The sequence below is a fragment of the Streptomyces sp. NPDC049837 genome, assembly GCF_040674455.1.
In the GTDB taxonomy this organism is placed as follows: Bacteria; Actinomycetota; Actinomycetes; order Streptomycetales; family Streptomycetaceae; genus Streptomyces.
Genome location: NZ_JBFAMP010000001.1, coordinates 304936 through 331124, shown reverse-complemented (window position 1 = coordinate 331124; position 26189 = coordinate 304936). Strand labels below are relative to the sequence as shown.

The 26189-nt window shown below is 74.2% G+C and carries 15 protein-coding genes and 1 pseudogene; 9 read left to right on the top strand and 7 right to left on the bottom strand.

The annotated features are described in order from the left end of the window. The first annotated feature begins 220 nt into the window (after window positions 1-220). From AB0J57_RS01545 to AB0J57_RS01535, 3 genes are all read left to right on the top strand, one after another. Entirely contained in the window at window positions 221-1078 is an 858-nt protein-coding gene (locus AB0J57_RS01545) for a dienelactone hydrolase family protein (protein ID WP_366126443.1), read from the top strand. A gap of 215 nt (window positions 1079-1293) precedes the next feature. Beyond that, window positions 1294-4089, top strand: a complete 2796-nt coding sequence (locus AB0J57_RS01540) for a LuxR family transcriptional regulator (RefSeq protein WP_366125873.1) — start codon at window positions 1294-1296, stop codon at window positions 4087-4089. Window positions 4090-4189: 100 nt separating this feature from the next. Continuing rightward, complete coding sequence (locus AB0J57_RS01535) at window positions 4190-11749, top strand: SDR family NAD(P)-dependent oxidoreductase (protein WP_366125872.1); 7560 nt, start codon at window positions 4190-4192, stop codon at window positions 11747-11749. A gap of 49 nt (window positions 11750-11798) precedes the next feature. On the opposite strand, the gene AB0J57_RS01530 is transcribed toward AB0J57_RS01535, so the two are convergent. Both AB0J57_RS01530 and AB0J57_RS01525 read right to left on the bottom strand, forming a co-directional pair. Then, complete coding sequence (locus AB0J57_RS01530) at window positions 11799-12593, bottom strand: VOC family protein (protein ID WP_366125871.1); 795 nt, start codon at window positions 12591-12593, stop codon at window positions 11799-11801. A gap of 103 nt (window positions 12594-12696) precedes the next feature. Further along, window positions 12697-14307, bottom strand: coding sequence for an FAD-binding oxidoreductase (locus AB0J57_RS01525; RefSeq protein WP_366125870.1), 1611 nt, complete (start codon window positions 14305-14307; stop codon window positions 12697-12699). Window positions 14308-14414: 107 nt separating this feature from the next. On the opposite strand from AB0J57_RS01525, the gene AB0J57_RS01520 reads away from it, so the two are divergent. Beyond that, the gene (locus tag AB0J57_RS01520) at window positions 14415-14954 is read left to right on the top strand and encodes a DUF2165 domain-containing protein (protein ID WP_366126442.1); all 540 of its coding nucleotides are present in this window, start codon (window positions 14415-14417) and stop codon (window positions 14952-14954) included. A gap of 7 nt (window positions 14955-14961) precedes the next feature. Here AB0J57_RS01520 and AB0J57_RS01515 read toward each other — a convergent pair whose 3' ends face one another. Beyond that, window positions 14962-16500 carry a HAMP domain-containing sensor histidine kinase gene (locus AB0J57_RS01515; RefSeq protein ID WP_366125869.1) on the bottom strand — a complete coding sequence of 513 codons (1539 nt, stop codon included), beginning with the start codon at window positions 16498-16500 and terminating at the stop codon, window positions 14962-14964. Window positions 16501-16516: 16 nt separating this feature from the next. Further along, on the bottom strand, window positions 16517-17251 hold the full coding sequence (locus AB0J57_RS01510) for a response regulator transcription factor (RefSeq protein WP_366125868.1): 735 nt from the start codon (window positions 17249-17251) through the stop codon (window positions 16517-16519). A gap of 310 nt (window positions 17252-17561) precedes the next feature. On the opposite strand from AB0J57_RS01510, the gene AB0J57_RS01505 reads away from it, so the two are divergent. The 3 genes from AB0J57_RS01505 to AB0J57_RS01495 all read left to right on the top strand — a co-directional run bounded on the left by AB0J57_RS01505 (window position 17562) and on the right by AB0J57_RS01495 (window position 21508). Then, window positions 17562-18155 carry a carbonic anhydrase gene (locus AB0J57_RS01505; protein ID WP_366125867.1) on the top strand — a complete coding sequence of 198 codons (594 nt, stop codon included), beginning with the start codon at window positions 17562-17564 and terminating at the stop codon, window positions 18153-18155. Between the two features lie 68 nt (window positions 18156-18223). Next, window positions 18224-19984, top strand: coding sequence for a SulP family inorganic anion transporter (locus AB0J57_RS01500; protein WP_366125866.1), 1761 nt, complete (start codon window positions 18224-18226; stop codon window positions 19982-19984). A gap of 117 nt (window positions 19985-20101) precedes the next feature. Beyond that, window positions 20102-21508 (top strand): UDP-glucose/GDP-mannose dehydrogenase family protein, encoded by a 1407-nt coding sequence (locus AB0J57_RS01495; RefSeq protein WP_366125865.1) that lies wholly within the window; start codon window positions 20102-20104, stop codon window positions 21506-21508. Between the two features lie 33 nt (window positions 21509-21541). Here AB0J57_RS01495 and AB0J57_RS01490 read toward each other — a convergent pair whose 3' ends face one another. Both AB0J57_RS01490 and AB0J57_RS01485 read right to left on the bottom strand, forming a co-directional pair. Then, a complete protein-coding gene (locus AB0J57_RS01490) occupies window positions 21542-22138 on the bottom strand; it encodes a Type-2Aa cytolytic delta-endotoxin (RefSeq protein WP_366125864.1) in 597 nt (198 codons plus the stop codon). Between the two features lie 156 nt (window positions 22139-22294). Further along, window positions 22295-22627 (bottom strand): annotated as a pseudogene (locus AB0J57_RS01485) (acetylxylan esterase); the annotation flags it as partial. Window positions 22628-22759: 132 nt separating this feature from the next. Here AB0J57_RS01485 and AB0J57_RS01480 point away from each other — a divergent pair. Both AB0J57_RS01480 and AB0J57_RS01475 read left to right on the top strand, forming a co-directional pair. Beyond that, window positions 22760-23857 (top strand): glycoside hydrolase family 5 protein, encoded by a 1098-nt coding sequence (locus tag AB0J57_RS01480; RefSeq protein WP_366125863.1) that lies wholly within the window; start codon window positions 22760-22762, stop codon window positions 23855-23857. Between the two features lie 137 nt (window positions 23858-23994). Beyond that, window positions 23995-24738, top strand: coding sequence for a PIG-L deacetylase family protein (locus AB0J57_RS01475; protein WP_366125862.1), 744 nt, complete (start codon window positions 23995-23997; stop codon window positions 24736-24738). Here AB0J57_RS01475 and AB0J57_RS01470 read toward each other — a convergent pair. Next, a complete protein-coding gene (locus tag AB0J57_RS01470; RefSeq protein ID WP_366125861.1) occupies window positions 24728-26098 on the bottom strand; it encodes a histidinol-phosphate transaminase in 1371 nt (456 codons plus the stop codon). The two genes, AB0J57_RS01475 and AB0J57_RS01470, sit on opposite strands and share 11 nt — an antisense overlap. Window positions 26099-26189: the final 91 nt, after the last annotated feature.

Sequence of the window (26189 nt, the reverse complement as noted above, 5' to 3'; positions counted from 1 at the left end):
GGACGACTCCGTCGTGCAGCAGCCGCAGCAGCACCGCAGAACCGCCCCCCACAGCACCGCCCCCGCCCCCACCGGCACCATCACCACCTCGGCCCCCACCGTCCCTGCCGCCACCTCCGTCCCCACCCCCGCGGGCGCCCCCACGGCCGCCCCCGCCCCCACGGCCGCCCCCGCCCCCACGGCCGCCCCCGCCCCCGCGCCGCGCCGCCGCCGGCCGCTCATGGCGGCCCTGGTGGCCTTCCTGGCCGTCACCGGGCTCGCCACCGCCATGCCCTCGGGCGCCCAGGCGGCGGACAACCCCTACGAGCGGGGCCCCGCCCCCACCACGGCGAGCATCGAGGCCGTACGCGGGCCCTACGCGATAGCGGAGACCACCGTCTCGTCGCTGAGCGCCGTCGGCTTCGGCGGCGGCACCATCTACTACCCGACCACCACCGGCGACGGTACGTTCGGGGCGGTGGCGATCTCGCCCGGCTTCACCGGCACCCAGTCGTCCATCGCCTGGCTGGGCCCCCGGCTCGCCTCCCAGGGGTTCGTCGTCATCACCATCGACACGCTCACCACCCTGGACCAGCCCGACAGCCGGGGCCGCCAACTCCTCGCCGCCCTCGACCACCTGACCCAGCGCAGCACGGTCAGAAACCGGATCGACAGCACCCGCCTCGGCGTCATGGGGCACTCGATGGGCGGCGGCGGTTCCCTGGAGGCCGCCAGGAGCCGGCCGTCCCTCCAGGCCGCGATCCCGCTCACGGGGTGGCACACCGACAAGACGTGGCCCGAACTGCGCACCCCGACGCTGCTGGTGGGGGCGGACGGCGACACCGTCGCACCGGTCTCCTCGTACTCCGAGCCGTTCTACGAGTCGCTCCCCGGCACCCTCGACAAGGCGTACCTGGAGCTGAACAACGCGACGCACTTCACGCCGAACACCTCGGACACCACCATCGCCAAGTACAGCGTTTCCTGGCTCAAGCGGTTCATCGACAACGACACCCGCTACGAGCAGTTCCTGTGCCCGCTGCCGCGTCCGGGCCTGACCATCGAGGAGTACCGCGGCAACTGCCCGCACGCCTCCTGACCCCACCCGCCGGGTGACGGCCGTGCTCGGGCGCGGCCGTCACCACCCGGGTGCGTTGTGCACGCGCACAGAGTTGCCGCGCCGTCCCTGGGGCAGGGCCCACCGACGTGGCCTCCCACGGGCCGTTTCCCAAGGTCACAGGGGTTGGGGACCACGCGCACAGGCGGCGGACGCAAAGCTTCCGACGTCCGTTACGCGCAAGTAACGTGACGGGGGTGACCACGAACACCACCACCGGGAGACCGCCGCGACTGTTCGGCCGCGACGGCGAACTGGCCGCCGTGGCCGCCCTGTCGGAACGCCTGCGGTCCGGCCGGTCGGGAGTGCTGCTGGTCGCCGGGGAGCCGGGGCTCGGACGCACCGCTCTCCTGGACCGGGCGGCAGGGGACTTCGACGCCGGACCCGTCCTGCACACCCGCGCCGCTCCCGCCGAGCACCACCTCGACCACAGCGGCGTGCACGCCCTCCTCAGCAGCGCCCCCGAGCCGGCCACCCCGCCCGCCGCCGTCCTCCGCACCGGCCTGCCGCCCACCGGCCTCCTGGACCTGCTGCGGCGCACGAGCAGGCACCGGCCCCTCCTCGTCTGTGTCGACGACGCGCACCTGTGGGACCCGCGCTCCCGCGCCGCCCTGGGCTTCGCGGCACGCCGCGTCGAGTCCGTGCCGGCCGTCGGCCTGTTGCTGTCGGTGGCCGGACACCGGGCCGGCGCCCCGGACTTCGCCGGCCTGCCCGCCCTGCGCCTCGCCCCGCTCGCCGAACAGGCCACCGGCGCACTGCTGGACGAGCTGACCGGCGGCGCCGCCGATCCCCTCGTACGCGAGGAACTGCTGTACGCGGCCGAGGGCAACCCCGCCCTCCTCACCGCCCTCGTCGACCGGCTCTCGGCGGCCCAGCTCGCCGGGCACGCCCCGCTGCCCAGGCCGCTCGCCGACGGCCCCGCCCTGATGCGGGTCGTGGGCGGCCGGCTGGCCGAACTGCCCACCGCCACCCGCGACCTGCTGTTACTGGTGGCCGCTGCCCACGAGCAGCACCCGGACGGCGCGGGCGCCGACGCCGCCCTGGTGCTGCGGGCCGCCCGTGCCGCGGGCCTCGACCCGGCCGCCCTGGACGCGGCCGAGGCCGCCGGTGTGGCCCGCGGCGCCGGGAACCGCATCCGGTTCGACGACCCGCTCGTGCGCCGCGCCGTCCGGCTCGGCGCCCCGCTCTCCCGGCGGCGCGCGGCGCACACGCTGCTGGCGGCCGTTCTCGACGGTGACCGCAACCGGCTGGCCCACCTGTCGCACCGGGCCCTGGCCGCCGACGGTCCCGACACGCGGCTCGCCGACCGGCTCGCGTCCGCCGCGGCCGCCCCGGACATCCGGGCGCGGCCCCTCCAGCGGTCCCTGGCGCTGGCCCGGGCGGCCGACCTCACGGCCACGGCCGGCGCCCGAGCGGCCCGGCTCACGGCCGCCGCCGAGTACGCCAGGCTCGGCGGCCGCCCGCGCCGGGCGCGGGAGCTGCTCGCGGCGGCCCGGGAGGGCGCGCCCGCGCACCAGGGGCTGCGGGGCAGCGTCGAACTCGTCTGCGGCACCCTCGCGTTGCGCGACGGCCCCGTCGGCGACGCCCACGAGGCGCTGCTGCTGGCGGCCGCGCTGCTCCAGCCGTACGACCCGGACGGCGCCTGGGGCGCCCGGTTCGGCGCCATGGAGGCGGCGTGGGCCGCGGGCGACGTCCCGTCCTGCCTGGCCGCCCTCGGCGAGAGCCCGGTGGCCCCCGGCCACGACGACTTCCGGGCCGGGATGCTGGCCGCGCTGGGCGGCCGGTTCGGCGAGGCGCGCGGGCCGCTGCGGCGCCTGCTCGAACGGGCCGGCGACGACGACGACCCGGTACGACTGCTGCGGGCCGGAGTCGCGGCCCTCGTGCTCGGCGACATCGCCGCCGCGTGCCACGTCAACGCCCGGGCGCTGGCGGCGGCCCGCGCCCACGACTTCGCCTCCCTCGTCCCGCAGGCCCTCGAACACCTCGCGTACGCCGAACTGCGCGCCGGGCGGCACGCGCGCGCACGCGCCCACGCCGAGGAGGGCCTGCGCGCCGCGCACCACGCGGGCCAGCGCAATGTCGTCGCCCACCACCACGCCGCCCTCGCCCTGGTCGCCTCCATCGAGGGCGACGGCACGGCGCTCACCGCGCACGCCGACGCGGCCCTGGCCATCGCCGGCCGCCACGGACTCGCCCAGGCCGCCACCCTCGCCGAATGGGCCCGCGCCCGGGCCGACCTGGGCCGGGGCCTGTCCCTCGACGCCGCCGCGCGGCTGGGCCCCCTGGTGCGGCCCGGGCACCGGCGCGGCCACTTCGCCGTACGGATGCTCATGGCGCCCTGCTTCGTCGAGGCCACCGTGCTCGCCGGGGAGCCGGGCGCCGACACCGGCACCGCCGTCGAGGAGTTCGCCCGCTGGGCCGCCCTGGGCGCCGACCCGCAGGCCCCCGCCCAGCTCGCCCGCTGCCGTGCCCTGCTGGCCCCGCCGGCGGAGGCCGAACCCCTCTACGCGTACGCCCTCACCCGTCACGAGCGGGCGGGCGGCGACTTCGAGCGCGCCCGCACCCTGCTGCTGTACGGCAAGTGGCTGCGCCGCAGGCGACGGCCGCGCGAGGCGCGGGGCCGGCTCAAGGACGCCCTCTACGCCTTCGAACGCGCCGGAGCCACGGTGTGGGCCGACCAGACCCGGGCCGAACTCCGGGCCACCGGTGCGGCCGCCGCACGCGAGGGTGCCGGTCCACTGGCGTGTCTCACCCCGCAACAGCTCCGGATCGCCCGGTGTGTCGCCGAGGGGGCGACCAACCGTGAAGTGGCGCTGCGGCTCTCCATCAGCCCCCGGACCGTCGACCATCACCTGCGCAACGTCTTCGCGCTCCTCGGGGTGCGCTCCCGCGTCGAACTGTCCCGACTGGTGTCCCGGGAGGAAGAGTCCCTGGTGGAGGAGCGGAATTCCGCGGGCCCCGGTCAAAGGAGGGAAGTACCCCGATCCGGGTGAGCCCGGCGTGTGCGCCGAACGCCTTCCGCCGACGGCCGTAGGTTGCAGATCAGAGGACTGTGATGACCCACGGCCGTAAACTCCTAGGGAAGGCACGCTCATGGGATCCACCGGCACCGGCGGTTACGAGGGCGCAATTGCTGTGATCGGTGTCGGATGCCGGCTGCCGGGCGACATCAATGACTTGAGAGGCCTCTGGAACGCCCTGGACGAGGGTCGTGACCTGGTCCGCGAGGTGCCGGACGACCGTTTCGACGTCCGGCGGTTCGTCGATCCCGTCACGCCACGGCCGGGAAAGGCGTACACCGCGGCGGGCGGTTTCCTCTCCGACGTGGCCGGATTCGACGCGGCCTATTTCGGCATCTCGCCCAGGGAAGCGGCGCAGATGGACCCCCAGCACCGGCTGCTGCTGGAAATGGCGGTCGAGGCCCTGGACGACGCGGGAATTCCGGCTTCTTCCCTGGCGGGGTCGGACACCGGCGTATTCATCGGAATGTCCGACCATTCCTATGGCACGCTGCAATTGACCCTGACCGACGACGTGAACCCGTACACCATGCTCGGCGCCGCCGCCGCCCTCGGGGCGAACCGCCTGTCGCACTTCCTGGACGTGCGCGGGCCCAGCATGGCCATCGACACGGCGTGCTCCTCCTCCCTGGTGGCACTCGACCGGGCATGCCGTTTCCTGAAGGAGGGCAGCGGTCGCACGGTCCTGGCCGGAGGCGTCAACCTGCTGGCCGGTCCGCTCGGTTGGGTGGGTTTCTCCCAGGCGGCGATGCTGTCGCGGCGCGGGCGGTGCGCCGCGTTCTCCGCAGACGCCGACGGTTTCGTACGCGCCGAGGGCGGGGGAGTGGTGGTCCTCAAGCGCCTGGCCGACGCCCTGGCCGACGGCGACCGCGTCCACGCGGTGATCAGCGGCTCGGGCAGCAACTGCGACGGCAGGACACAGGGCGTGGCCCTGCCCAGCGCGGCGGCGCAGGAGGACCTGCTGCGCTCCGTCTACACGGAGGCGGGAGTGGACCCCGACGACCTCGTGTACTTCGAGGCGCACGGCACCGGCACCCCCGCCGGCGACCCCGTCGAGGCCCGCGCCGTCGGCCGGGCGCTGGGACGGCGCCGCACCGGCGGCGCGCTGCCGCTGGGCTCGGTGAAGTCGAACCTCGGGCACCTGGAGCCCGCGTCCGGCATGGCCGGGCTGTTCAAGGCGCTGCTCGTCCTCCGCCACGGGCACGTGCCCGCCTCCCTGCACGCCGCGCCGCTCCACCCGGACATCGACTTCCCGGGCCTGGGCCTGGCCCCGGCCGTCGAACCCCTTCCCGTGACGGTGACCGAGCGGTCCGCCGTGGGCGTCAACTCCTTCGGCTTCGGCGGCGCCAACGCTCACGTCGTCCTGACCCCGCCGCCCGCCCCGGCCCCGCTGCCCCGGCAGGACCCGGGACCGGGCGACGCACGGCCGCTGCCGGTGCTGGTCTCCGCACGGTCCGCGCGGGCGCTGCGCGACGCGGCGGCCCGGGTGGCGGAACGTCTCGCCACCGCCGAGCCGGGGGAGTTCCACGACCTGGCCCACACCACGTGCCTGCGGCGGGAGAAGCACCCGCACCGCGCCGTCGTCCTGGCGAGCGGGCCACGGGAGGCGGCGGAGCGGCTCACGGCACTCTTCCCCGGCGACGGTGAGGACGTCCCGGCGGGCGCCCCGGCGGCAGCCGCCGGCGCGGTCGGTGAGGCGCACGGCACCGGCACGGTGGCCTTCGTCTTCTCCGGCAACGGCTCCCAGTGGCCCGGCATGGCCGCCGACCTGATGGCGCACGAGCCGGTCTTCCGAAGGGCCGTCGACGAGGTGGACACCGCACTCGCCCCCCACCTGGGATGGTCCGTCGCCAAGCGGCTGGAGACGGGCGAACCGACCCAGTGGCAGCGCACGGAGATCGCCCAGCCGATGCTCTTCACCGTCCAGGTCGCCCTGGTCGCCCTGCTGGCCGAGCGCGGCGTGCGCCCCGCCACCGTCATCGGGCACAGCGTCGGCGAGGTGGCCGCCGCCCACGCCGCCGGAGCACTGGACCTGCCCTCCGCCGCCCGCGTGATCGCCGAGCGCAGCCGCGCCCAGGCCGCCACGGCGGGCAGCGGGCGGATGGCCGCGGTGGGCCTGGGCGAGGCGGACGCGCGCGAGGCCCTCACCGCGTACGAGGGACGACTGGAGATCGCCGGTGTCAACAGCGCCCGGGACGTCACCGTCGCCGGAGACCCGGGCGCACTCGCCGCCCTCGGCGAGGAACTCGGCGCCCGCCAGGTCTTCTTCCGCGACCTCGGCCTGGACTACGCCTTCCACAGCCGCGCCATGGACCCGCTGCGCGAACCGCTCGCCCGCGCCCTCAGCGGCCTGGCGCCCACCGCGACCCGGGTGCCGATGGTCTCCACCGTCACCGGCGCCCCCGTGCCCGGCGAGGAACTGACCGCGGACTACTGGTGGCGCAACGTCCGCGAACCCGTGCGCTTCGCCCGTGCCGTCGACCGCGCGCTCACCGACGGCGCCGGCATCCTCCTCGAAATCGGCCCGCACCCGGTGCTGCGCCCCTACCTGCGGCGTACCGCGCCCACCCCGGCGCACGCGCCCGTCGGCTACGTACCGACGCTGCACCGGGACGCCGACGGTGTGGCCGCCATGGCGACCGCACTGGCGGCACTGCTCGCGGCGGGCGCCCCGGTGGAGTGGGACCGCCACTTCCCGCACCCGGCCCGGCCGGCCGACCTGCCCGCCTACCCCTGGCAGCGCGAACACCACTGGCACGGCGCCCCGGAGGACTGGGTGCTGCGCACCGGCGGCGACGGCCGGATCGACCACCCGCTGCTGGGCGAGCGGATCCCCGCCCCGCAGCCGCTGTGGTCCGCCCCCGTGGACCCCGCCCTCGTCCCCTGGCTGGCCGGGCACCGGGTCGCGGGCAGCGTCGTCATGCCCGCCACCGGCTACGTCGAGATGGCCCTCGCGGCAGGCCGGCGCACCCTCGGCGCCCCGGCCGAGGTCGCGTACCTGCGCATCGACCGCCCCCTGGCCGTGCCGTGGCCCGATCCCGGGCCGCTGCGCACACAGGTGACGGTGACACCGGACGACGGGGCGCTCACCGTCACCAGCACCGGCGGCCGCGGCGACGAACCGCGCGAGCACGTACGGGCCCGGGTGCGCGCCCTGCTCGGCACGCGCCCCGAATCCCTGGACGCCGACGCCGTACGCGCCCGGTGCCCGCGCGCCGTCAGCGGCCCCGACCACTACCGGACGTGCGAGCGCGCGGGCCTCGCCTACGGGCCCGCGTTCCAGGTGCTCACCGGCCTCCGGGCGGGCACCGGCGAAGTGCTGGCCACCTACCGGCACGAGGACGCCGACACCGATCCGGCCCCCTACGAAGCGCACCCCGCCCTGCTGGACGGCGCCTTGCAGGCCGGCGCGCCCCTGCTGCACGACGACCCGGCGGTCGCGTCGCCCTACCTGCCCTTCGCCATCGGCGCCGTACGCGTCTGGGGCACCCCCTCCGCCACGGGCCTGGTGCACGTACGGGAGCGGTCCCGCAGCGCGGCCGAGGTGTGCTGGGACATCCTCCTCACCGACGACGACGGCACCGTCACCGTGGAACTGGAGGGCTGCCGGCTGCGCCGCCTCACCGAGGCCGAGCCGGCACCGGTCATGCTCCGGCACACCGTGCTGCGCGCCGCCCCCCGCCCCGACAGCCCCCCGCCGGCGTCCTGCCCGCCGCCGCCCGCGCCGTCCCGCGTCGCGGCGGCCGCCGCCGAGCGGATCACCGCGCTGCTCACGGCCTGGCGGGAGACGCCCTACGAGCGGTTCGTGACCGCGCAGAAGGAAGCCGTCGCCCACACCTGGGCCGAGGTACTGCGCGGTTTCCTGCCCGACCCGGGCGCGGCCTTCGACATGACGGTGCTCACGGAGCACGGACTGCGGGAGTCCCACCGGAATCTCGTCGGACTGATGCTGCCCCTGATGGAGCGGCACGGTCTGCTGACGTCCCTCCCGGACGGGCGCCGGCGCCTGACGACCGCGACCTCCCGGGCCCCGGAGCTGCTGAGGGGCCTCGTGGCCGACCACCCGGGCTTCTGCGCCGAGGCGGCGCTCTTCGCCAGGCGGGCACGCCACTTGGACGCCGTCCTGCGCGGCGCCCGGGACCCCATGGAGCTGGTGGCCTCCGACGGCGCCGCCTACGAACAGCTCTACGACCTCGCGCCGGTGACCCGGTTCCTCAACCGCATCGCCCAGGCGCTGGTGCGCGGCCTCGTCGACGCCTGGCCGGCCGACCGGCCGCTGCGGGTCCTGGAGGTCGGCGCCGGCACCGGGGGCACCACGGCCGCTCTGCTGCCGCTCCTCCCGCCCGAGCGCACCCACTACACGTACACGGACGTCTCGGCGGCCTTCCTCACCCGCGCCGAACACCGCTTCGGCGCCTACGACTTCCTCGACTACCGGACGCTCGACCTCAACGCCGAGCCGCACGCGCAGGGCTTCACCGAGGGAGCCTTCGACCTCGTCGTGGCCGCCCACGCCCTGCACACCACCACCGATGTGGCCGCCGCCCTGCACCGGGTCCGTACCCTCCTGGCGCCGGGCGGGCTCCTGCTCGCCCTGGAACCCCACGACACCGAGCAGCTCAGCACCATCTTCGGCACCCTGGACAGCTTCTGGCAGCGCGACGACCAGCACCTGCGCCCGCACTCGATCCTGCTCGGCCGGGACCAGTGGCCACCGCTGCTGGAGGAGTGCGGCTTCACCGACGTCGTCCGGACCGGAGACGACCGGCAGCCCGCACGGGACGGTTACTCCGTGCTGCTCGCCGCCGCGCCCGCCGACGACCGCCCCGCCGCCCCGGAGCCGCTGCCCGCGCCGGAGGGGCGCACCGCCTGGGTCGTCGCCGTCGAGAGCGAGGACGAGGGTGCCCTGGGCCGGGTGGTCGCCGACCGGCTGCGGAAGGCTGCCGGCGGCCCGGCCACCGTCACGACCGTCGCCGCCGACGCCGATGCCGACGTGGCCCAAGCCCTCGCCCAACTGCCGGCGACCGGCGCCCAGGACGTGACCCTCGCCGTCCTGTTCGCCGAACCGGAGACCGACCCCGCCCGCCTCACCGCACAGGCCACCCGCAGAACTGCCCTCCTGCGTGCGGTGGCCACCGTCTGCCGGGACACCCTCCCCGAAGATGTCACCGTCCGGCTGTGGCTCGTCACCCGGCCCAGCGGGCTGTTCCCCGCCCCGGAGAACCCCGCCCACCCCGGTGACGCGGCCGTCTGGGGCCTGGCCCGCTCCCTCGCCAACGAGCAGCCCCGGCTCGGCATCCGGCGGGTCAGCCTGGAGCGCTGCGGCGAACCGGAGGCGGACGCCCGGCGCCTGGCGGCCGAGCTGCTCGCGCCCGGCGACGAGGACGAGATCGTGCTCACCCGCAACGGCCGCTTCGTACCGCGCGAGACCCACACCCGGCCGGACCTCACGCCGCAGTCCACGCCCGCCGGCGCCTTCCGGCTGCGCGTGTGCGAACCGGGGCTCCACTACCGCCTGACGTGGGAGCGCACCAGCGCGCCACGGCCCGGAACCGGACAGGTGACCGTCGCCGTCCGCGCGGTGGGGCTCAACTACCGGGACACCCTGGTGGCGAACGGGCTGCTGCCCCAGGAAGCCGTCGAAGGCACGCCCACCGCCCAGGGGCCGGGGCTGGAGTGCGCCGGGGTCGTCACCGAGGTCGGTCCCGGCGTGACCCGCTGGGCCGTGGGGGACCGGGTGTTCGGGCTCGCTCCGGCCTCACTCGCCTCGCACACCCTCGCCTCCGAGAACGCCCTCGGCCGCATCCCCGACGCGATGGGCTTCGCGGAGGCCGCGACCCTCCCCGTCGTCCACGCCACCGTCCACCACAGCCTCCACCGGCTCGCCCGCCTCGCCCCCGGCGAGACGGTCCTCGTCCACGGCGGAGCGGGCGGTATCGGCCTCGCCACCCTCCAGTACGCCCGCTCCGCGGGCGCCCGGGTGATCGCCACCGCGGGCAGCGAGGCCAAACGGGACTGGCTGCGCACCCTGGGCGTCGAGCACGTCCTGGACTCCCGCAGCCTGGAGTTCGCGCCCCAGGTGCGCCGCATCACCGGCGGCACCGGAGTCGACGTCGTCGTCAACTCCCTCGCCGGCGAGGCCATCGCCCGCAGCCTGGACCTGCTGCGGCCGGGCGGGCGTTTCATCGAACTCGGCAAGCGGGACATCTTCGAGAACAAGCCGCTGTCACTGCGCCCCTTCGACCACAACATCGCCTTCTTCGGCGTCGACCTCAACACCCTGCCGCCCGAAGCCCCCGGCACCGGCGAGCTGTTCGCCGAGGTGTCCGAGCGGGTGGCGGCGGGCACGTACCGGCCGCTGCCCTACAACGGTTACCCGGCCGCGCGCGTCGACGAGGCCTTCCGCCTCCTCCAGCACTCCCGCCACCTCGGCAAGGTCGTCGTCACCCTCGACCCCCTGGACGAACCGGTACCGGTGACCGACGGCGCCCGGGCGCCCCGCCTCGACCCGTCCGGCACCTACCTGGTCACCGGCGGGCTCGGCGGCTTCGGCGCCGCCACCGCGAGCCGGCTGGCCGGCCTCGGCGCCACCCACCTGGCGCTGGTGAGCCGGCGCGGCGACCGGGCCCCCGAAGCGGCCGCCGTCCTGGCACGCCTCGCCGAACAGGGCGTCACGGCCACCGCGTACGCGGCCGACGTCACCGACCCGGACGCCGTGCGGCGGCTCATCCGGGACATCGACGCCACCGGCCGGCCGCTGCGCGGGGTGGTGCACTGCGCCATGCACCTGGACGACGCGCCGCTCGCCGGGCTCGACGACCCGCGCGTGAGCGCCGTCCTGGCCCCGAAGACGACCGGCACCGCCCTGCTGGACCGGCTCACCCGCGACCGGCCGCTGGACCTGTTCCTCGCCTACTCCTCGGTCGTCGCCTCCATCGGCAACATCGGGCAGGCGCCGTACGCGGCGGGCAACGCCTACCTGGAAGCGCTCGCCCGGCACCGCCGCGCGAACGGGCTGCCCGCCACGACGATCGCGTGGGGCGCCATCGCGGAGACGGGGTACGTCGCGCGCCACGACCTGGGGCGTTCGATGGCCCGTATGGGCATGGTCCCGCTCACCCCGCGGGAGGCGTTCACGGCGGCCGGGCCGCTGCTGCCGGCGGACGGCACCGCCGTCGCCGGCGTCGAGCGCTTCGACTGGGCCCGCGCGAAGGGCCTGCTCCCGCTGCTCGCCGGTCCGCGCTTCCAGCAGTTGGTGCCGGACGCCACCGACGACGACGGCCGGTCCCACGCGGACGTACTGCGGGAACTCGCCCAGATGGCGCCGGACGAGGCGGAGGCCGCCGTCGCCTCGATGCTCGCGACCCTCCTGGCGGACGTGCTCCACATGGGCAGCGACGAACTGGACCCCCGGCGCCGTCTGGAGGACTACGGGCTGGACTCCCTCATGGGCGCCGAACTGCTCGTGGCCGTCCGCAGCCGCTTCGACCTGCTGATCTCGCCCGCCGAACTCATGGGCAGCGGCCTGACGCTCGCCGATGTCGCCCGCCTCGTCCACCAACGGCTCAGCGCCCGTTTCGACGGCGTCTCCCCGAGCGGTGCGGAGGCCGCGGGCGGACGGGCGGGCCGGTGAGCACCGCGGCGGCACGCCTCGGGTCCCCCGTCCGGGGTCACCCCTCGGGTCACCCCTCGGCGGGGGTGAGCACCACGAAGTCCGCGCCGGCCGGGTCGACGCAGACGGCGAGCCGCCCGACACCCGGCGCGTCCTCCGGGCCCATCTGGATGGTGCCGCCCTTCTCCCTCACCGTGGCGACCGTCGCGTCACAGTCGGTGGAGCCGAAGACGGGGTGCCAGTAGGCGCGGCCGCCGGTCAGGGTGAGCGCGTCGGCGGGGAGCTGCATCAGGCCGCCGTGCATCCGCTCCGGAGGCAGACCGGACGGGGTGATGAGCGAATACGTCCCGCCGCCGCCCGGCAGCTCCATGTCCTGGGTCTCCCAGCCGAACAGATTCCCGTAGAACTCCTTGGCGGCCGCCGCGTCCGTCGTGTACAGCTCGATCCAGCCCAGGCTCCCCGGCCCGTCCACCGCCTCCACGCCCTTGTACGACCCCGGCTGCCACACCGCGAACTGGCCGCCCTGGGGGTCGGTGTACTGGGCCATCCGGCCCTCGCCGTCGGCGTCCATCGGGGCGACCCGCACCGTGCCGCCCGACCGCTGCACGGCCTCGGTCGTGGCATCGGCGTCGGGCGTCTGGAAGTAGATCATCCAGGCCGAACGGGCCCCCTTCTCGGTGAGCTTCCCGAGCCCCGCGACCGTCTTGCCGTTCAGCTTGAAGGAGCCGTACTCCTCCTCCTCGGAGCTGAACGGCTGGAACTCCCAGCCGAACACCGAGCGATAGAAATCGGCCGCCGCCGGGATGTCCGGGGCGCCGAGGTCGAGCCAACAGGGGGAGCCAGGAGCGAAGTCGGTGGTGATCACGGCACTTCCTCGTTTCGCGGGTGTCACGTCGATCGCGTACGGCATCAGCGTGACACCCGCCACTGACATCCGCCCTCCGGGACGGACGAACCGGTGAAGCGGCTCAGAACGCCTGCGGGTGACGGAAGAGACGGCCCGGGTCGTACGCCGCCTTCACCTTCACCAGGCGGTCGATGTTGGCGCCGTAATAGGCACGGCGCCAGTCCCGCAGCGCCGGGTCGGTGTAGTTCTGGTACGCCCGGCCGCTCGCCCACGGCCGCATCACATCGTGCGTGCCGTCCAGCCAGGCCCGGTGGCGGGCCACGGTGGCCGCGGGGGCGCGGTCCGGCCAGGACACGATGTACTGGGCGAGGAAGAGCGCGTCGCGGTGGACGAACGCCGTGTCGGCCGGCCGTACCCGGTTCACCGCGCCGCCCATCGCGTCCAGGGCGATGCTGCCCGCCCCGCCTCCGGTGAGCCGCGCGAGCTGTTCCACCCGGGCGATCAGCGCCTTGACGCCCGCGGCCGGGACGGGGCGCGTGTAGAAGTCGGAGTGCGCGGCGTACGACTCGCGCGCCACCCGGCCCTGCGGCGTACGGCCCGGGAGCGTGCCCTTCTGGTGGGCCTGCGCGATGGACCAGCCGGACACCCCGCCCATGACCTTCATCGCGTCCATGAACGGGCGGGTACGGATGGCCTCCGACGTGGGCGCCGCGCCGATGGCGCCGGCCAGCCGGTCGAGCCGGTTCTCCAGGTCACGCCGGCCCGTGAGGGCGAGCCCGCCCACCCGTACCGATCCGGGCCGTCCGCCCACCGGGGCCGCCAGGTGCAGGTTGGCCCAGATCCCGTCCGGCGCGGTGGGGGCCCAGCGCTGCCACTCGCGCACCACGGCGGCGGCACGCGACCAGGGCCAGCGGAGGAAGAACGTGGTGCACTCCGGCGCCGCGTGCGTACGCATCCGCAGCTCGGTGACCACACCGAACTGCGCGTTGCCGCCGCCGCGCAGCGCCCAGAACAGATCGGGGTCCCGCTTGGCGTCGACGTCCCGTATCCGGCCGTCGGCGGTCACTATCCGGGCGCCCGTGATGCTGTCGCTGGTCAGGCCGTAGGCACGGCTGACGACGCCGATGCCACCGCCCAGCGCCAGACCGGCCACGCCCACGGTGGGGCAGGACCCGGCCGGCACGGTGCGGCCACGGGCGGTCAACCGGTCGTAGACGTCGATGAGTTTCGCCCCCGCGCCGATCGTCGCGGTGCCGCCCGTCAGCGACACGGACGCCATCCGCTGAACGTCGACGATCAGACCCGGCCCGGACGACCAGCCCGCGTACGAGTGGCCGCCGCTGCGCACCGCGACCGGCACCTTGTGCGCGCGGGCGAACTCCAGGCACTCGCGGACGTCCTCGGGCCGGGCGCAGTAGGCGATACCGGCCGGGCGGACGGCGTCGAACCGGGGGTTGAACAGCGTGCGGGCCACGTCGTAGTCACGGTCACCCGGCCGTACCAGCGTCCCGTCCAGCCCCTTGCCCAGCGCCGCCCAGTCCGCCGGGCGGGGCGCGCCCGGCGCCTTGGGCGCGGACGCCGCGCCCGCCCCTGACGCCCGGGTGCCGGCGATGCCCGTGAGCAGAGCTCCGGAGAGGGCGGCGGCCGCACCGGCGCCCAGCAGGCGACGACGGCTCGGCCCGCCGCCCGATTCCGTTCCCGTGCCGCTGACCGGTGGCGTCGTCTGGTCCATCGTTCTTTCCCCACTGCTGTGTTGACCTGTCGCAGGAGGGATGATGAGAACGAGCGCGGAGAGGTTGCGCGCAACGACGTGGCGGACGAGGGGAATTCGACGTGGCAGTGAGCAGTGAGCGCACCGGTACTCCGGTGGACCGGTTTCTCCGGCTGGGCAGCCTGCCCGTCGCGGCGGCCGCCCTGACGGGAACCGTCGCGCTGTCCATGGTCCTGGTGGCCTTCGGCAACATCACCGACTTCGGGACCAACCAGCAGTTCGTCCAGCACGTCCTGGCCATGGACACCACCTTCAAGGACCCGCAATTGATGTGGCGGGCGGTCACCTCACCCGCCCTCCAGAACGCGGCGTACCTCGCCATCATCGTCTGGGAGGTCCTCACGGCGGCCCTGCTCACGTTCGCCACCTGGCTCTGGGCGGCGGGGCTGCGGCGGAGGAGCTACGACCGGGCGCGCCGGGCGAGCAGCGCCGGGCTGGTGATGGTGCTGCTGCTGTTCGGGCTCGGCTTCTTCGGCATCGGCGGTGAGTGGTTCGCCATGTGGCAGTCCTCCGACTGGAACGGACTGGACTCGGCGCTGCGTTACGTCGTGCTGGCGGCGTTCGCCCTGGTCGTGGTGCACCTGCCGACGGCACGCCACGGGGACTGAGGCCCTTTCACCGGCGGGGCGTGCTGCGCGGGTGCGGCCTGCCGCGGAGGCGGGGCACGGGGACGGTCCTCCGGGCCGGCCACTGCCTCGGCGACTCGCCCCGTCCGGGAGCCGGACCGGGACCCCGTGGTGACGGTACCGAGGGCAGCCGCACCACTGCGTCGATGCCGCCCCGGGCGGCCTCCTCCAGGGCGGCGTGCCCGCCACTGGCGACCGCGAGCCGCCGCACCAGGGACAGGCCGAGTCCGCTGCCCCCCTCGGTCGAACCGGGCGCGCGCCAGAACCGGTCGAAGGCACGCTCACGCTGCTCGGGAGGCATCCCGGGGCCTTCGTCGATCACATGCAGCTCGGCCCACGGCGGGCGGTGTTCGCGCGGGCCCCGGCGTGCCGGGCGGGGGAGCCGCCGGTCCACCAGCACCACGGACCCGGGCCGCGACACCCGGAGGGCGTTGGAGAGCAGGTTGTCCAGGATCTGTTCCACGGCGCCCGGCACGGCGAGCGCCTGCCCGGCGTGCTCGACGCCCAGCGCCAGCCGGCAGCCGCGCTCCTCGAACACGGGCGTCCAGGTCTGTACGCGGTCGACGGCGATCCGGTCGAGATCGACGGGCACCCGCATGACGGCCTTCTCGTCCAGCCGGGCCATCGCCAGCAGCCCCTCCACCATGCGGGCCAGCCGTTCCGTCTCGGTCATCGCCGCCGTCAGGCCGCTCCTGGCATGGGCCGCCACGTCCGGCTCCAGGTTGTCCAGGCGCAGCCGGAGCGCGGCCAGCGGCGTCTTGAGCTGGTGGGACGCCTCACCGGCGAAGGCGCGCTGCGATTCCAGCAACTGCTGCAGGCGCGCGGCGGTCTCGTTGAAGGTGACCGCGAGCCTCCGCACCTCCGGCGGGCCGGTCGACGTGGCCAGGGTGGCCCGTACCGACAGGTCTCCCTCGGCCAGCCGGGCGGTGACCCGCTCCAGTTCGAGCACGGGCCGGCTCGTCCAGCGGGCCAGCCAGAACGCCACCCCCGCCACGGCCGTCAGCGCCAGCAGCCCCACCACCGCCAGGGTGAGCCACACGCCGTGCACCCGCCGGTGCACCGCGTCGGTGGGCAGCGTGACGCGTACGGCCCCGAACCGGGACGAGCCGAGCGGCACCGGGGCCGCGGCGGCGAGCACCCGCACCCCGCCGCCCACCGGCCCGGTGCGTACGTCGATGGCCGCCCGCCCCCGCAACGCGGACCGCACCTCGTCCCGGGCGGCCATCTCCCGCGCCCCAGCGGGCGTCAGGGGGCTGGACGAGGCCGTGAGCCGGCCGTCCGGGCCGAAGACGGCCACCTCTCCGCCGATACGTGCGGCACAGTGCGCCACCCGGTCGTCCAGGGCGGCGGTCCTACCGCCCGCGAGGGACACGGCCGCGTAGGCGGCGAGGGACTCGGCCTCGTCCTCGGCGGCCTGGGTGGCGCGCTGCTGCTCGGCCCTGCCGTAGACGATGCCCAAGGGCACCTCCAGGCACAGCAGAACCAGCAGGGCCACGGTCAGGTAGCTCAGGAGCAGGCGTCGGGTCACGGCGGCGCCCCGCCCGTCAGTTGCGCGATGCCGGGACGACGAGGCGGAACCCCACTCCCCGTACCGTGTGGATCCACGCCGGATCGCCCAGTTTGCGCCGCAGCGCCGCCACATGGACGTCGAGGGTCTTGGTGGGGCCGTGGAAGTGCGGGTCCCACACCTCGTCCAGGATCTGCTGGCGCGAGCACACCGCGCCCGGGTCCTCGGCCAGCAGCGCCAGCAGGTCGAACTCCTTGGGCGTCAGTGCCACCAGGGCGTCCCGTACCCATGCCTGCCGGGTGCGCCGGTCCACCACCAGGGCGCCCAGGCGGTACGGCCCGCCGTCCCGTTCGGCGCCTTCGCCGGCGACACCCGGCACGCCGCCCGGTGCGACCGCCCCGTCCGGCAGGTGACCGGCCGCCGCGCGCGTGCGGCGGGTGACGGCGCGGATGCGGGCGATGAGCTCCCGCATGCTGAAAGGTTTCGCCAGATAGTCGTCCGCCCCCATCTCCAGGCCCACCACCCGGTCGGCCTCCTCACCCCGGGCGGTCAGCATGATGATCGGCACCTGCGAGACCTGCCGGATCCGGCGGCAGACGTCGATCCCGTCCATGTCCGGCAGGCCGAGGTCCAGCAGCACGATGTCCCCGAACGGCCCGGCGAGCGCGGCGCCGCCGGTCGCCACACGTCCGACGTCGAGTCCGTAACGGGCGAGCCCCTCGGCCAGTGGTTCGGCGATGGACTCGTCGTCCTCGATGAGCAGCACCCGCATGAGTCGTTCCCGTCCTTCCGGTACCCGTCGGCGCGCACCACGCCGCACGGCATCCGGCTATGCGCCAACTACCGTTTCTCACAACGGCTGTTCGGATTCCGCACCGTACAACAGGACGGGCCCCGCCAGGCGGTGACCGCGCTCTTCGAGCGATTGCTCACACCTGACCGACGGCGAAAACCTGGGCGACCGCTGGACTGTTGTTAACCCAGCGCTGGCCTCCGCCTGGAAGACGCCTTCCTAGGGTCGTCCGCACAGTCCACGGGCACCGCGACGCGCTGCCCGCGACGACCGTCGACCAGGAGGACACATGCAGGCCCTTCTCGACCACGCCCGTTCCTTCCACCGGCAGGTGGCCGGGGCCGGTGACACCTACCGGCGCCTGGCCGCCGGTCAGTCCCCGCAGGCCCTCGTCATCAGTTGTTCCGACTCCCGTGTCGTACCGGCGCTGATCACCGGGGCCCGTCCCGGGGAGATATTCGAACTGCGCAACGCGGGCAACATCGTTCCGCCGCGCTGGGCGGCCGACGTGTCCGGCGAGGTGGCGACCATCGAGTACGCGCTCGACGTCCTCGGCATCCGGGACGTCGTCATCTGCGGCCACTCCCACTGCGGCGCGATGAGCGCCCTCGCCTCCGGGCGCGACCTCTCGCTCCTGCCCGGTGTCGACGCGTGGCTCTCCCTGGTCCGCCCCGCGCTGGCCCCCCGGACGCCGGGGGACGCCGAATCGCTGGAGCGGCTCGTCCAGCTCAACGTGGTGCACCAGCTCGCGACGCTGGGCACCTACCCAGTCGTCCGCCGCCTCCTGGACGACGACGAACTGCGGCTCCACGGCTGGTACTACCGCATCGACACCGGCGTACTCCACGAGCTGGGCGAGGACGGCGGCTTCGCGCCCCACTGACCCCGCCGGCCCGCTCACGGTTGTCGATGCCGGCCCGGTTCCGGCCCCGCGCAAGGAGTTCGCCCCCCATGCCGTCCCCCATGCCGTCCCCCACGCCGTCCCCCACGCCGTCCCCCACGCCGTCCCCCTCCCCGCCACGACAGCGCGCCCGGCACGCCCGCCCCACCGGCCGGTCCGGCGCCCGCTCCCCGCTGACCGCCCGGTCCGCCACCCGCGCACCTTCAACGGCCGTCCCGTCACTCGCCGCCGAACTGCGCGGCGCGCACCTCGGTACGGAAGTCACCGCCTCGTTCGTCGTCTTCCTGGTCGCCCTGCCGCTGTGCATCGGGGTCGCCGTGGCCTCCGGCGCCCCGCCCGAGCTGGGCATCGTCTCCGGCATCGTGGGCGGGCTCGTCGTCGGCCTGATGCGCGGCAGCGCGCTCCAGGTCAGCGGCCCCGCAGCCGGCCTCGCGGCCCTCGTCTCCGGAGCCGTGCTGGAGCACGGACTGGCCATGCTCGGCATCATCGTCCTGGTCAGCGGTCTGCTCCAGATCGCCCTCGCGCTCGTCCGGCTCGGCCGTATGTTCCAGGCCATCTCGGTCGCGGTCATCCAGGGCATGCTCGCCGGGATCGGCCTGCCCCTGATGATCGGGCAGTCCTACGTCCTGGCCGACGCCAAGGCGCCGGGCACACCGGTCGAGAACCTGCTGGGGCTGCCGGGCCTGCTCGCCGCCACCTTCGGCAGGCCGGACGCGCTTATCGCCGCCGCGCTCGGGGCGGTGACCGTCGTACTCAGCTTCGTCTGGAAGAAGGTGCCGGGACCGGTGAACCGGGCGCCGGCCGCGCTCGTCGCGGTGGTCCTCGGCATGGGTGTCGCCGCGCTCCCGGGCGTCGGCATCAACACCCTCCAGGTGGGCGACCTGCTGGGCTCCCTCCATCTGCCCGGGTCCGAGGAGCTGGCCGGGCTCGCGGACCCGGCGGTCATCGCCACCATCCTCACCTTCACCGTGATCGCGTCGGCGGAGAGCCTGTTCACCGCGGCCGCCGTGGACCGCATGCACACCGGCCCGCGCACCCGCTACAACGTCGAACTGTTCTCCCAGGGCATCGGCAACACCGTCTGCGGCGCCCTCGGCGCCCTGCCCATGACCGCCGTGGTCGCCCGCAGCTCCGCCAACGTCCAGGCCGGAGCGCGCACCCGCCTCTCCCGTACGCTGCACGGCCTGTGGCTGCTCGCCTTCGCGCTCCTGCTGCCGGGCCTGCTCGCCCTCATCCCCGTCACCGTCCTCGCGGGCGTCCTCGTGCACAGCGGGTGGAAGCTGTTCGCCCCGGAACAGTTCCGCCTGCTCTGGAAGCAGGACCGGGGTGAGGCCGTGGTCATGGCGGTCACCACCCTCGCCATCTTCGGTACGGCGCTGCTGGAGGGCGTGCTGATCGGCCTGGCGGCGGCGACTCTGCTGGCGGTGCTCCGCATGTCCCGGACCACCCTGCGGCAGACGTCCGACGGGGACACGGCGAAGCTGACCATCACGGGAAGCGCCACCTTCGTCAGGCTCCCGCAGTTGCTGGAGGCGCTGGCGGCCCTCGAAGCCCGGGCCGCCGCCGGAACGCCCCGCGTCCGCCTGGACCTCACGGCCATGACGCACCTGGACCACGCCTGCCGCACGCAGATCGACGAGTTCGTCGCCCAGCAGCGCAAGAAGGGGACCGTACGGGTGGAACTCCTGTTGCCGAACACCCCGGCCCCGGACAGTGGAGCCGCCCCGGCCGGTGGCGGGGAGACGGACCGGGAGGGGGAGAAGGGCCGGGACGGGGACGGATTCGCCTGGTTCGCCAACACCAGGGGCTGACCGTCACCCGTCCGGCCGGGACCGGTGGCCCGGCGGCGCCGGGGGCCGCAAGCTGGCGTTTCCGCGTACGGAGCGGCAGCAGGTCGGCTGGTGTCGCCGGGGTGTCGGGAGAGTCACGTGCGGGTCGCCATCGTTGGGCAGGGCTATGTCGGAGTGACCGGGGCAGTCGCCCTCGCCCGGCAGGGCCATCATGTGACGGGCATCGAGCGCGACCCGGCGCGGCTGGCCGCACTGGAAGCGGGCCGCACTCCGGTGTCCGAGCCCGGGCTCCAGGAGGAACTGACGCTGGCCAGGGAGACCGGGCGGCTGGCCTTCGCGTCCGACCTGGCCCACACGCACCTCAGAGAGCCCTTCGAGGTCGTCCTGATCACCGTGGGCACACCGCCCGACGGGACCGGGGCGGCCGATCTGTCACAAGTGACGGTGGCCCTGGCGGAGGTGGCGGCCCTGCTGCCGCCACCGGCCGTGGTGCTCAAGTCCACCGTCCCGCCCGGCACCAGCGCCCGGCTCCTCCAGGCCCACCCCCAGATGCGCGAGCGCTACGCCTACAACCCGGAGTTCCTCAACCAGGGCAGCGCCCTGGACGACTGGACGACCCCCTCCCGGACCGTCGTCGGGCTGTGGTCGCACGGCCCCCTGCCGCTGCTGCACCAGCTCTACGGCGAGCTGACGTGCCCCTGGGTGGTGACCACGCCCGACACCGCCGAGATGATCAAGTACGCCGGCAACGCCTTCCTCGCGATGAAGATCAGCTTCGCCAACGAGTTCGCGCGGCTGTGCGCCGCACCGGACCTCGACATCGACAAGGTGATGCAGGGCGCGGGACTCGACCCCCGCATCGGTCACGCCTTCCTCCAGCCGGGCCTCGGCTTCGGTGACTCGTGCCTCCCCAAGGACACGGCGGCACTGGCGCACTGGGCGGCCGAGCGCGGTATCCCGACACCCCTGCTCGACGCCACCATCGCCGTCAACCGCGCACAGCCCGCGCTCGTGCGCGACATGCTCCGCGAAGAACTGGGCGAGCAGCTCGCCGGGTGCGAGATCGCGGTCCTCGGAGCCCGTTACGAGCCGTGGAGCGACGACATGCGGGCGGCGCCCAGCCGCGCCCTCGTCCCCCAACTGGTCGCCGAGGCGGCCGCCGTCCGCATCTGGGACCCGGCCACCGACCCCGAACGCCTGCGGGAACTGTTCCCCGGCACCCAGCCGTGCGCGGAACTGCGCACCGCCGTGCAGGGCGCCCGGGCGGCGGTCGTCCTCACCGAGTGGCCGGAGGTCATCGAGGCCGACTGGTCCCTGATGGCCGCCAGGATGGCGCCGCCCGCCGTGGTCGTGGACGGCAAGAACTGCCTGCTCCCCGAACGGCTGGCGGGGCTGCCGCTCACGTACCGGAGCGTCGGCAACCGCCTCCCCGATCGCGTCACCGCTCCCACGGGGGCCACCGGGCCCACCGCTCCCGCCGGGACCACCGGCCCCACCGGGAGCACCGGGCCCGCCGGGACGCCGCGCCCCGCGACGAGCGCGTAGGCATGGCGGCCCGGTGGGCCGCGGACGCCGCCGTCAGCCCGCGGACGGTGCGGTGCGCCGCACGGTGATGGCGTTGACGCGGATCATGTACGGGGCCGTGTCGCCGACCGTCAGGACGCGCACCTTCTCCGGGCTCAGAGCGACCGTCACATTGGCGCAGAAGGCGACGGCGTGGACGGAGCCGCCGGTCTCCTCGTCCTGGAGGGCGAACAGCAGGTTGTAGTAGTAGCTGGTGTTGTCCGGCTCCTCCCGGTAGAAGGAGAGGTGGGTGCCCGTCTGCTCGTACAGGCCCACGAAGGCGTCGGTGAGCGCCCCTTCGACCTTCTCCCAGAAGGCCGTGTTCTCGAACGGCTCCGGAAGGGCCTGGCGTACGGCCTCCCGGAGGGAGAGGATCATCACGCTGACGGGAGCGGTCTCCTGGAGCCCCCAGCCCCGAATGATCTTCACCGTCGAGCTGTCGGGGATACCGCTCGCCGCCCGGCTGATCTCACCGAAGTCGAAGTCCACCGTCGCCGGGGCGATCGCGTGCTGGAACCTCGCCTCGATGCCCCGCGCCTGCTCCATGAAGGACGACCCCACCTCGAAGACCGGCCTGAAGGTCGTCTTCTCGGTGGCGATCCGGTCAACCATGGCTGCTCCTAGCATGTCGGAAGTGATCGCGCCCGGTCGGTCAGTATGCCGTCCGCCCGAACGGCCGCCGCACCGGCTCCCGGTCAAGAGCGCCCGGAGCCGTGGGCCGTCAGGCCGTCAGCTTTCCTGGCAGCCACCTGAGCTGGGCCGCCTGCTGCCCGGGTACGCGGGCCCGCTGCCCACCGGGTCGGGCGTGTCGCCGCCGGCCCAGCCGCTGCCCTGGCCACGGGTGTCCATCACGAAGTGCGCGAACCCGGCCGACGCCCAGAGCGGATGCGTGTGCGGCAGGCCGCGCCCGCCGCCGTACCCGAGGTACTCGACGACCACCGGCAGCGGCTCGCTCGTCCCGGCGGGCAGGACGAACCAGCCCTTGACGGGGTGGCCGCCGAAGCCGGCGAAGGTCACGTCGTACACCTCGACCGTCGCGAGTCCGGCGTCCACGCGCTCGAAGCGCGCGGCGAGTTCGTGCGAGCGGGCCTCATCGAGGGTCACACGCCAACCGCCTCCCGACACCCTCAAAGTTGTCATGAACCTTGCATGTCGCAACTCGCGCCTGCTATCCATCAGTTAGGAAAGTTTCCTTCCAGTCTCGACTCCCGTCAACGCATCGGAGACCCCCACATGAGACCGGCACGGATCCGGACACGTCCCCTCGGCAGCGCCGGCGCTCTCCTCGCCGCGCTCCTCCTCGCCCTCACCGTCCTCGGCCTCCCCGCCGCCGTCGGCGCCGATCGTGGAACGGTGAACACCTCACCCGGCCCCACCGCCGCGACACCGGTCGCCGCCAACGGCAGGCTCACGGTCTGCGGCACCAAGCTCTGCAACGAGCACGGCAAACCGATCCAACTGCGCGGCATGTCGACACACGGCCTCCAGTGGTACCGCCAGTGCGTCACCGACGGCTCGCTCAACGCCCTGGCCACGGACTGGAACGCGGACGTCCTGCGCATCTCCATGTACGTCCAGGAGGGCGGCTACGAGACCGACCCGCGCGGCTACACCGACCTGGTGCACTCCATCATCGAAAAGGCCACCTCACGCGGCATGTACGCCATCGTCGACTGGCACATGCTCAGCCCCGGTGACCCCCACCACAACCTGAGCCGCGCCAAGACCTTCTTCACCGAGATCGCCCGGCGCCACGGCGCCAAGAAGAACCTGCTGTACGAGATCGCCAACGAACCCAGCGGCGTGAGCTGGTCCCGCATCAGGAGCTACGCCGAGGAACTCATCCCCGTCATCCGCGCCCAGGATCCGCGCAGCCCCATCCTCGTCGGCACGCGCGCGTGGTCGTCGTTCGGCGTGTCGGAGGGCTCCGACGAGAAGGAGGTCGTGAACAACCCGGTGCGGGCCTCCAACATCATGTACACCTTCCACTTCTACGCCGCCTCCCACCGCGACGAGTACCTGAACACCCTCTCCAGGGCGGCGGACAAGCTCCCCGTCTTCGTCACCGAGTTCGGCACCCAGGACTACGCGGGCGAAGGCGCCAACGACTTCACCATGGCGCAGCGCTATCTCGACCTCATGGCGAAGAAGAAGGTGAGCTGGGTCAACTGGAACTTCTCCGACGACCACCGCTCCGGTGCCGTCTTCAAGACCGGCACCTGCGCCAACAACGGCCCCTGGGCCGGTACCGGCTCGCTGAAGCAGGCCGGGGTGTGGATCCGCGAACGGGTCAGGTCGGCGGACGGCTTCTCCACCGGGGCGACCGGCTGACCGGCCCGCCCATGCGCTGAACCGGCCCCCGCCCGCACGCCCCATGGTGCGGGCGGGGGCCCTCGCGTTGACCAAGCCGCCGCGACGAACTCCGGGACGTCACGCCCCGGTGGTGATCGCGACCGTATCCTGCCGCCATGACCGATCATGTGAACGACCAGCTCCGGCCGATGCCCGACGACTGGCAGCGCGCGCTCGCCGTCGTCGCCCACCCCGACGACCTCGAATACGGGTGCTCCGCCGCCATCGCCTCCTGGACGGACGGCGGCCGTGAGGTCGCCTACGTGCTGGCCACCCGGGGCGAGGCGGGCATCGACGGCATCGACCCCGCCACGTGCGGGCCGCTGCGCGAGCGGGAGCAGCGGGCCAGCGCGGCGGTCGTCGGCGTGTCCGAGGTGGAGTTCCTCGACCACCGCGACGGTGTCATCGAGTACGGTCTCGGCCTGCGCCGGGACATCGCGGCCGCGATCCGGCGCCACCGGCCCGAACTCGTCATCACCCTGAACCACCGTGACACGTGGGGCGGGATCGCCTGGAACACCCCCGACCACGTCGCCGTCGGCCGCGCCACCCTCGACGCGGCCGGTGACGCCGGGAACCGCTGGATCTTCCCCGAGCTCGTCGAGCAGGGCCTCGAACCCTGGAACGGCGTGCGCTGGGTGGCCGTCGCGGGGTCGTCCACGCCGACCCACGCCGTCGACGCGACGCCCGGCATGGAGCGCGCCATACAGTCGCTGCTGGAGCACCGGGCCTACATCGAGGCGCTGACGGACGAGGACCCGGAGGAGTACTGCCGCGCCTTCCTCACCGCCAACGCCCAGCGGGCGGCCGACCGGTTCGGCGGGCGCCCGGCCGTGGCGTTCGAGGTGTTCAGCCGCTGACGAGCCGGTCGACGGCCGCCGTGCCGGAGGAGGTGTACCCCCTGGCCATGGCCATGGGCCCGGCCACCGGCACGGCGGCGGTCACGGCGGCCCTGGCGGCGGGCACGGCTCCGGCGGCCGTCACGGCAGCGGCGCCGGGCACCGGCGTTGACGCGGGGACCAGTTGCAGCTCCTGCGGGCCGCCGCCCGCACCCGGCACGGGAGCCGGCCGCACCGGCCCGCCGTACAGCACCCCCTCCAGCGCCGCGACCAACTGCCGCACCTCGTGCGGCGGGCGCACGACCAGCCGCAGGAACCGGCTGGAGCTGCCGACCTTGTTGCCGCACTCGCGCACCAGGACCCCGTGCTCGGTCAGAAGGCGGTCGCGCAGTACCGCCCCGTCCACGCCCACGGGCAGCCGCACGTACACGAAGTTGCCCTGGGAGGGGTAGACGGTCAGCCCGGGCAGCACCGAGAGCCGGGCGGTCATCTCCTGCCGGTCGTGCCGGGACCGGCGCAGGCTCTCCTCGTACTCCTGGCGGTGCTCCTTGAGCATGAACACCACCGCCTCGGCGAAGGAGTTGAGGTTCCACTTCGGCAGCATCGAACGGATGCGCCCGGCGAGCGCCGGGTTGGCGACGAGGTAGCCGAACCGCACACCGTGCAGACCGAAGTTCTTGCCGAGGCTGCGCAGCACGACCACATGGGGCCGCAGCACCGCCTCCTCGACGACGGTGGTGGCGGCGGCCGCGTCGGAGAACTCCAGGAACGATTCGTCGACCACCACCAGGTCCAGGTCCTGGAGGGTGTCGCACAGCGCCAGCACCTGGTCCTTGGTCAGCAGTCCGCCGTCCGGGTTGTTGGGGTTGCAGATGACCGCCGTGCGCGACTGTCTGGCACGGACGAACCGGACGAAGGCGTCCGGGTCGAGCCGGAAGCCGTGCGCCTCCGGGAGCAGCATCATGTCGACGCGTTTGCCGGTCTCCATGGGCTGGTCGGTCCACCGGCCGAAGGTCGGCACGGGGACGGCGAGCGACTCGCGGACGAGCAGGTGGTCGATCCAGGTGATCAGCTCGGTGGAGCCGTTGCCCATGGCGACGGTCTGCGGGTTGAGCCCGAGGGTCCGGCACAGCTCGGCGGTGATGGTGTCGGCGCCGCTCGGGTAGTACGTGAGGATCTCCCTGAGGCGCCCGCCGAGCCGCTCGAACATCGCGGGTGTGGGGAAGTAGGGGTTGCAGGGGATGCAGAAGTCGGTGATCCGGCCGGATGTCCCGCCTCCGCCTCCGCCCCCGCCGCCCCCGGCGCCCGCCCGGTCGAGCATGGCGATCGAAGGACTGTGTGCTGTGGACGCCTGGAAAAGCGCGGTGACATCGCCCGCCATGGAATTGCCCTCCCTGCCCGAGGTGGGGCCGCACGGGGAAGTGCGGACCGCCGATCCATACGGATACGGGTGGGACGGCGTTCAACCAGTG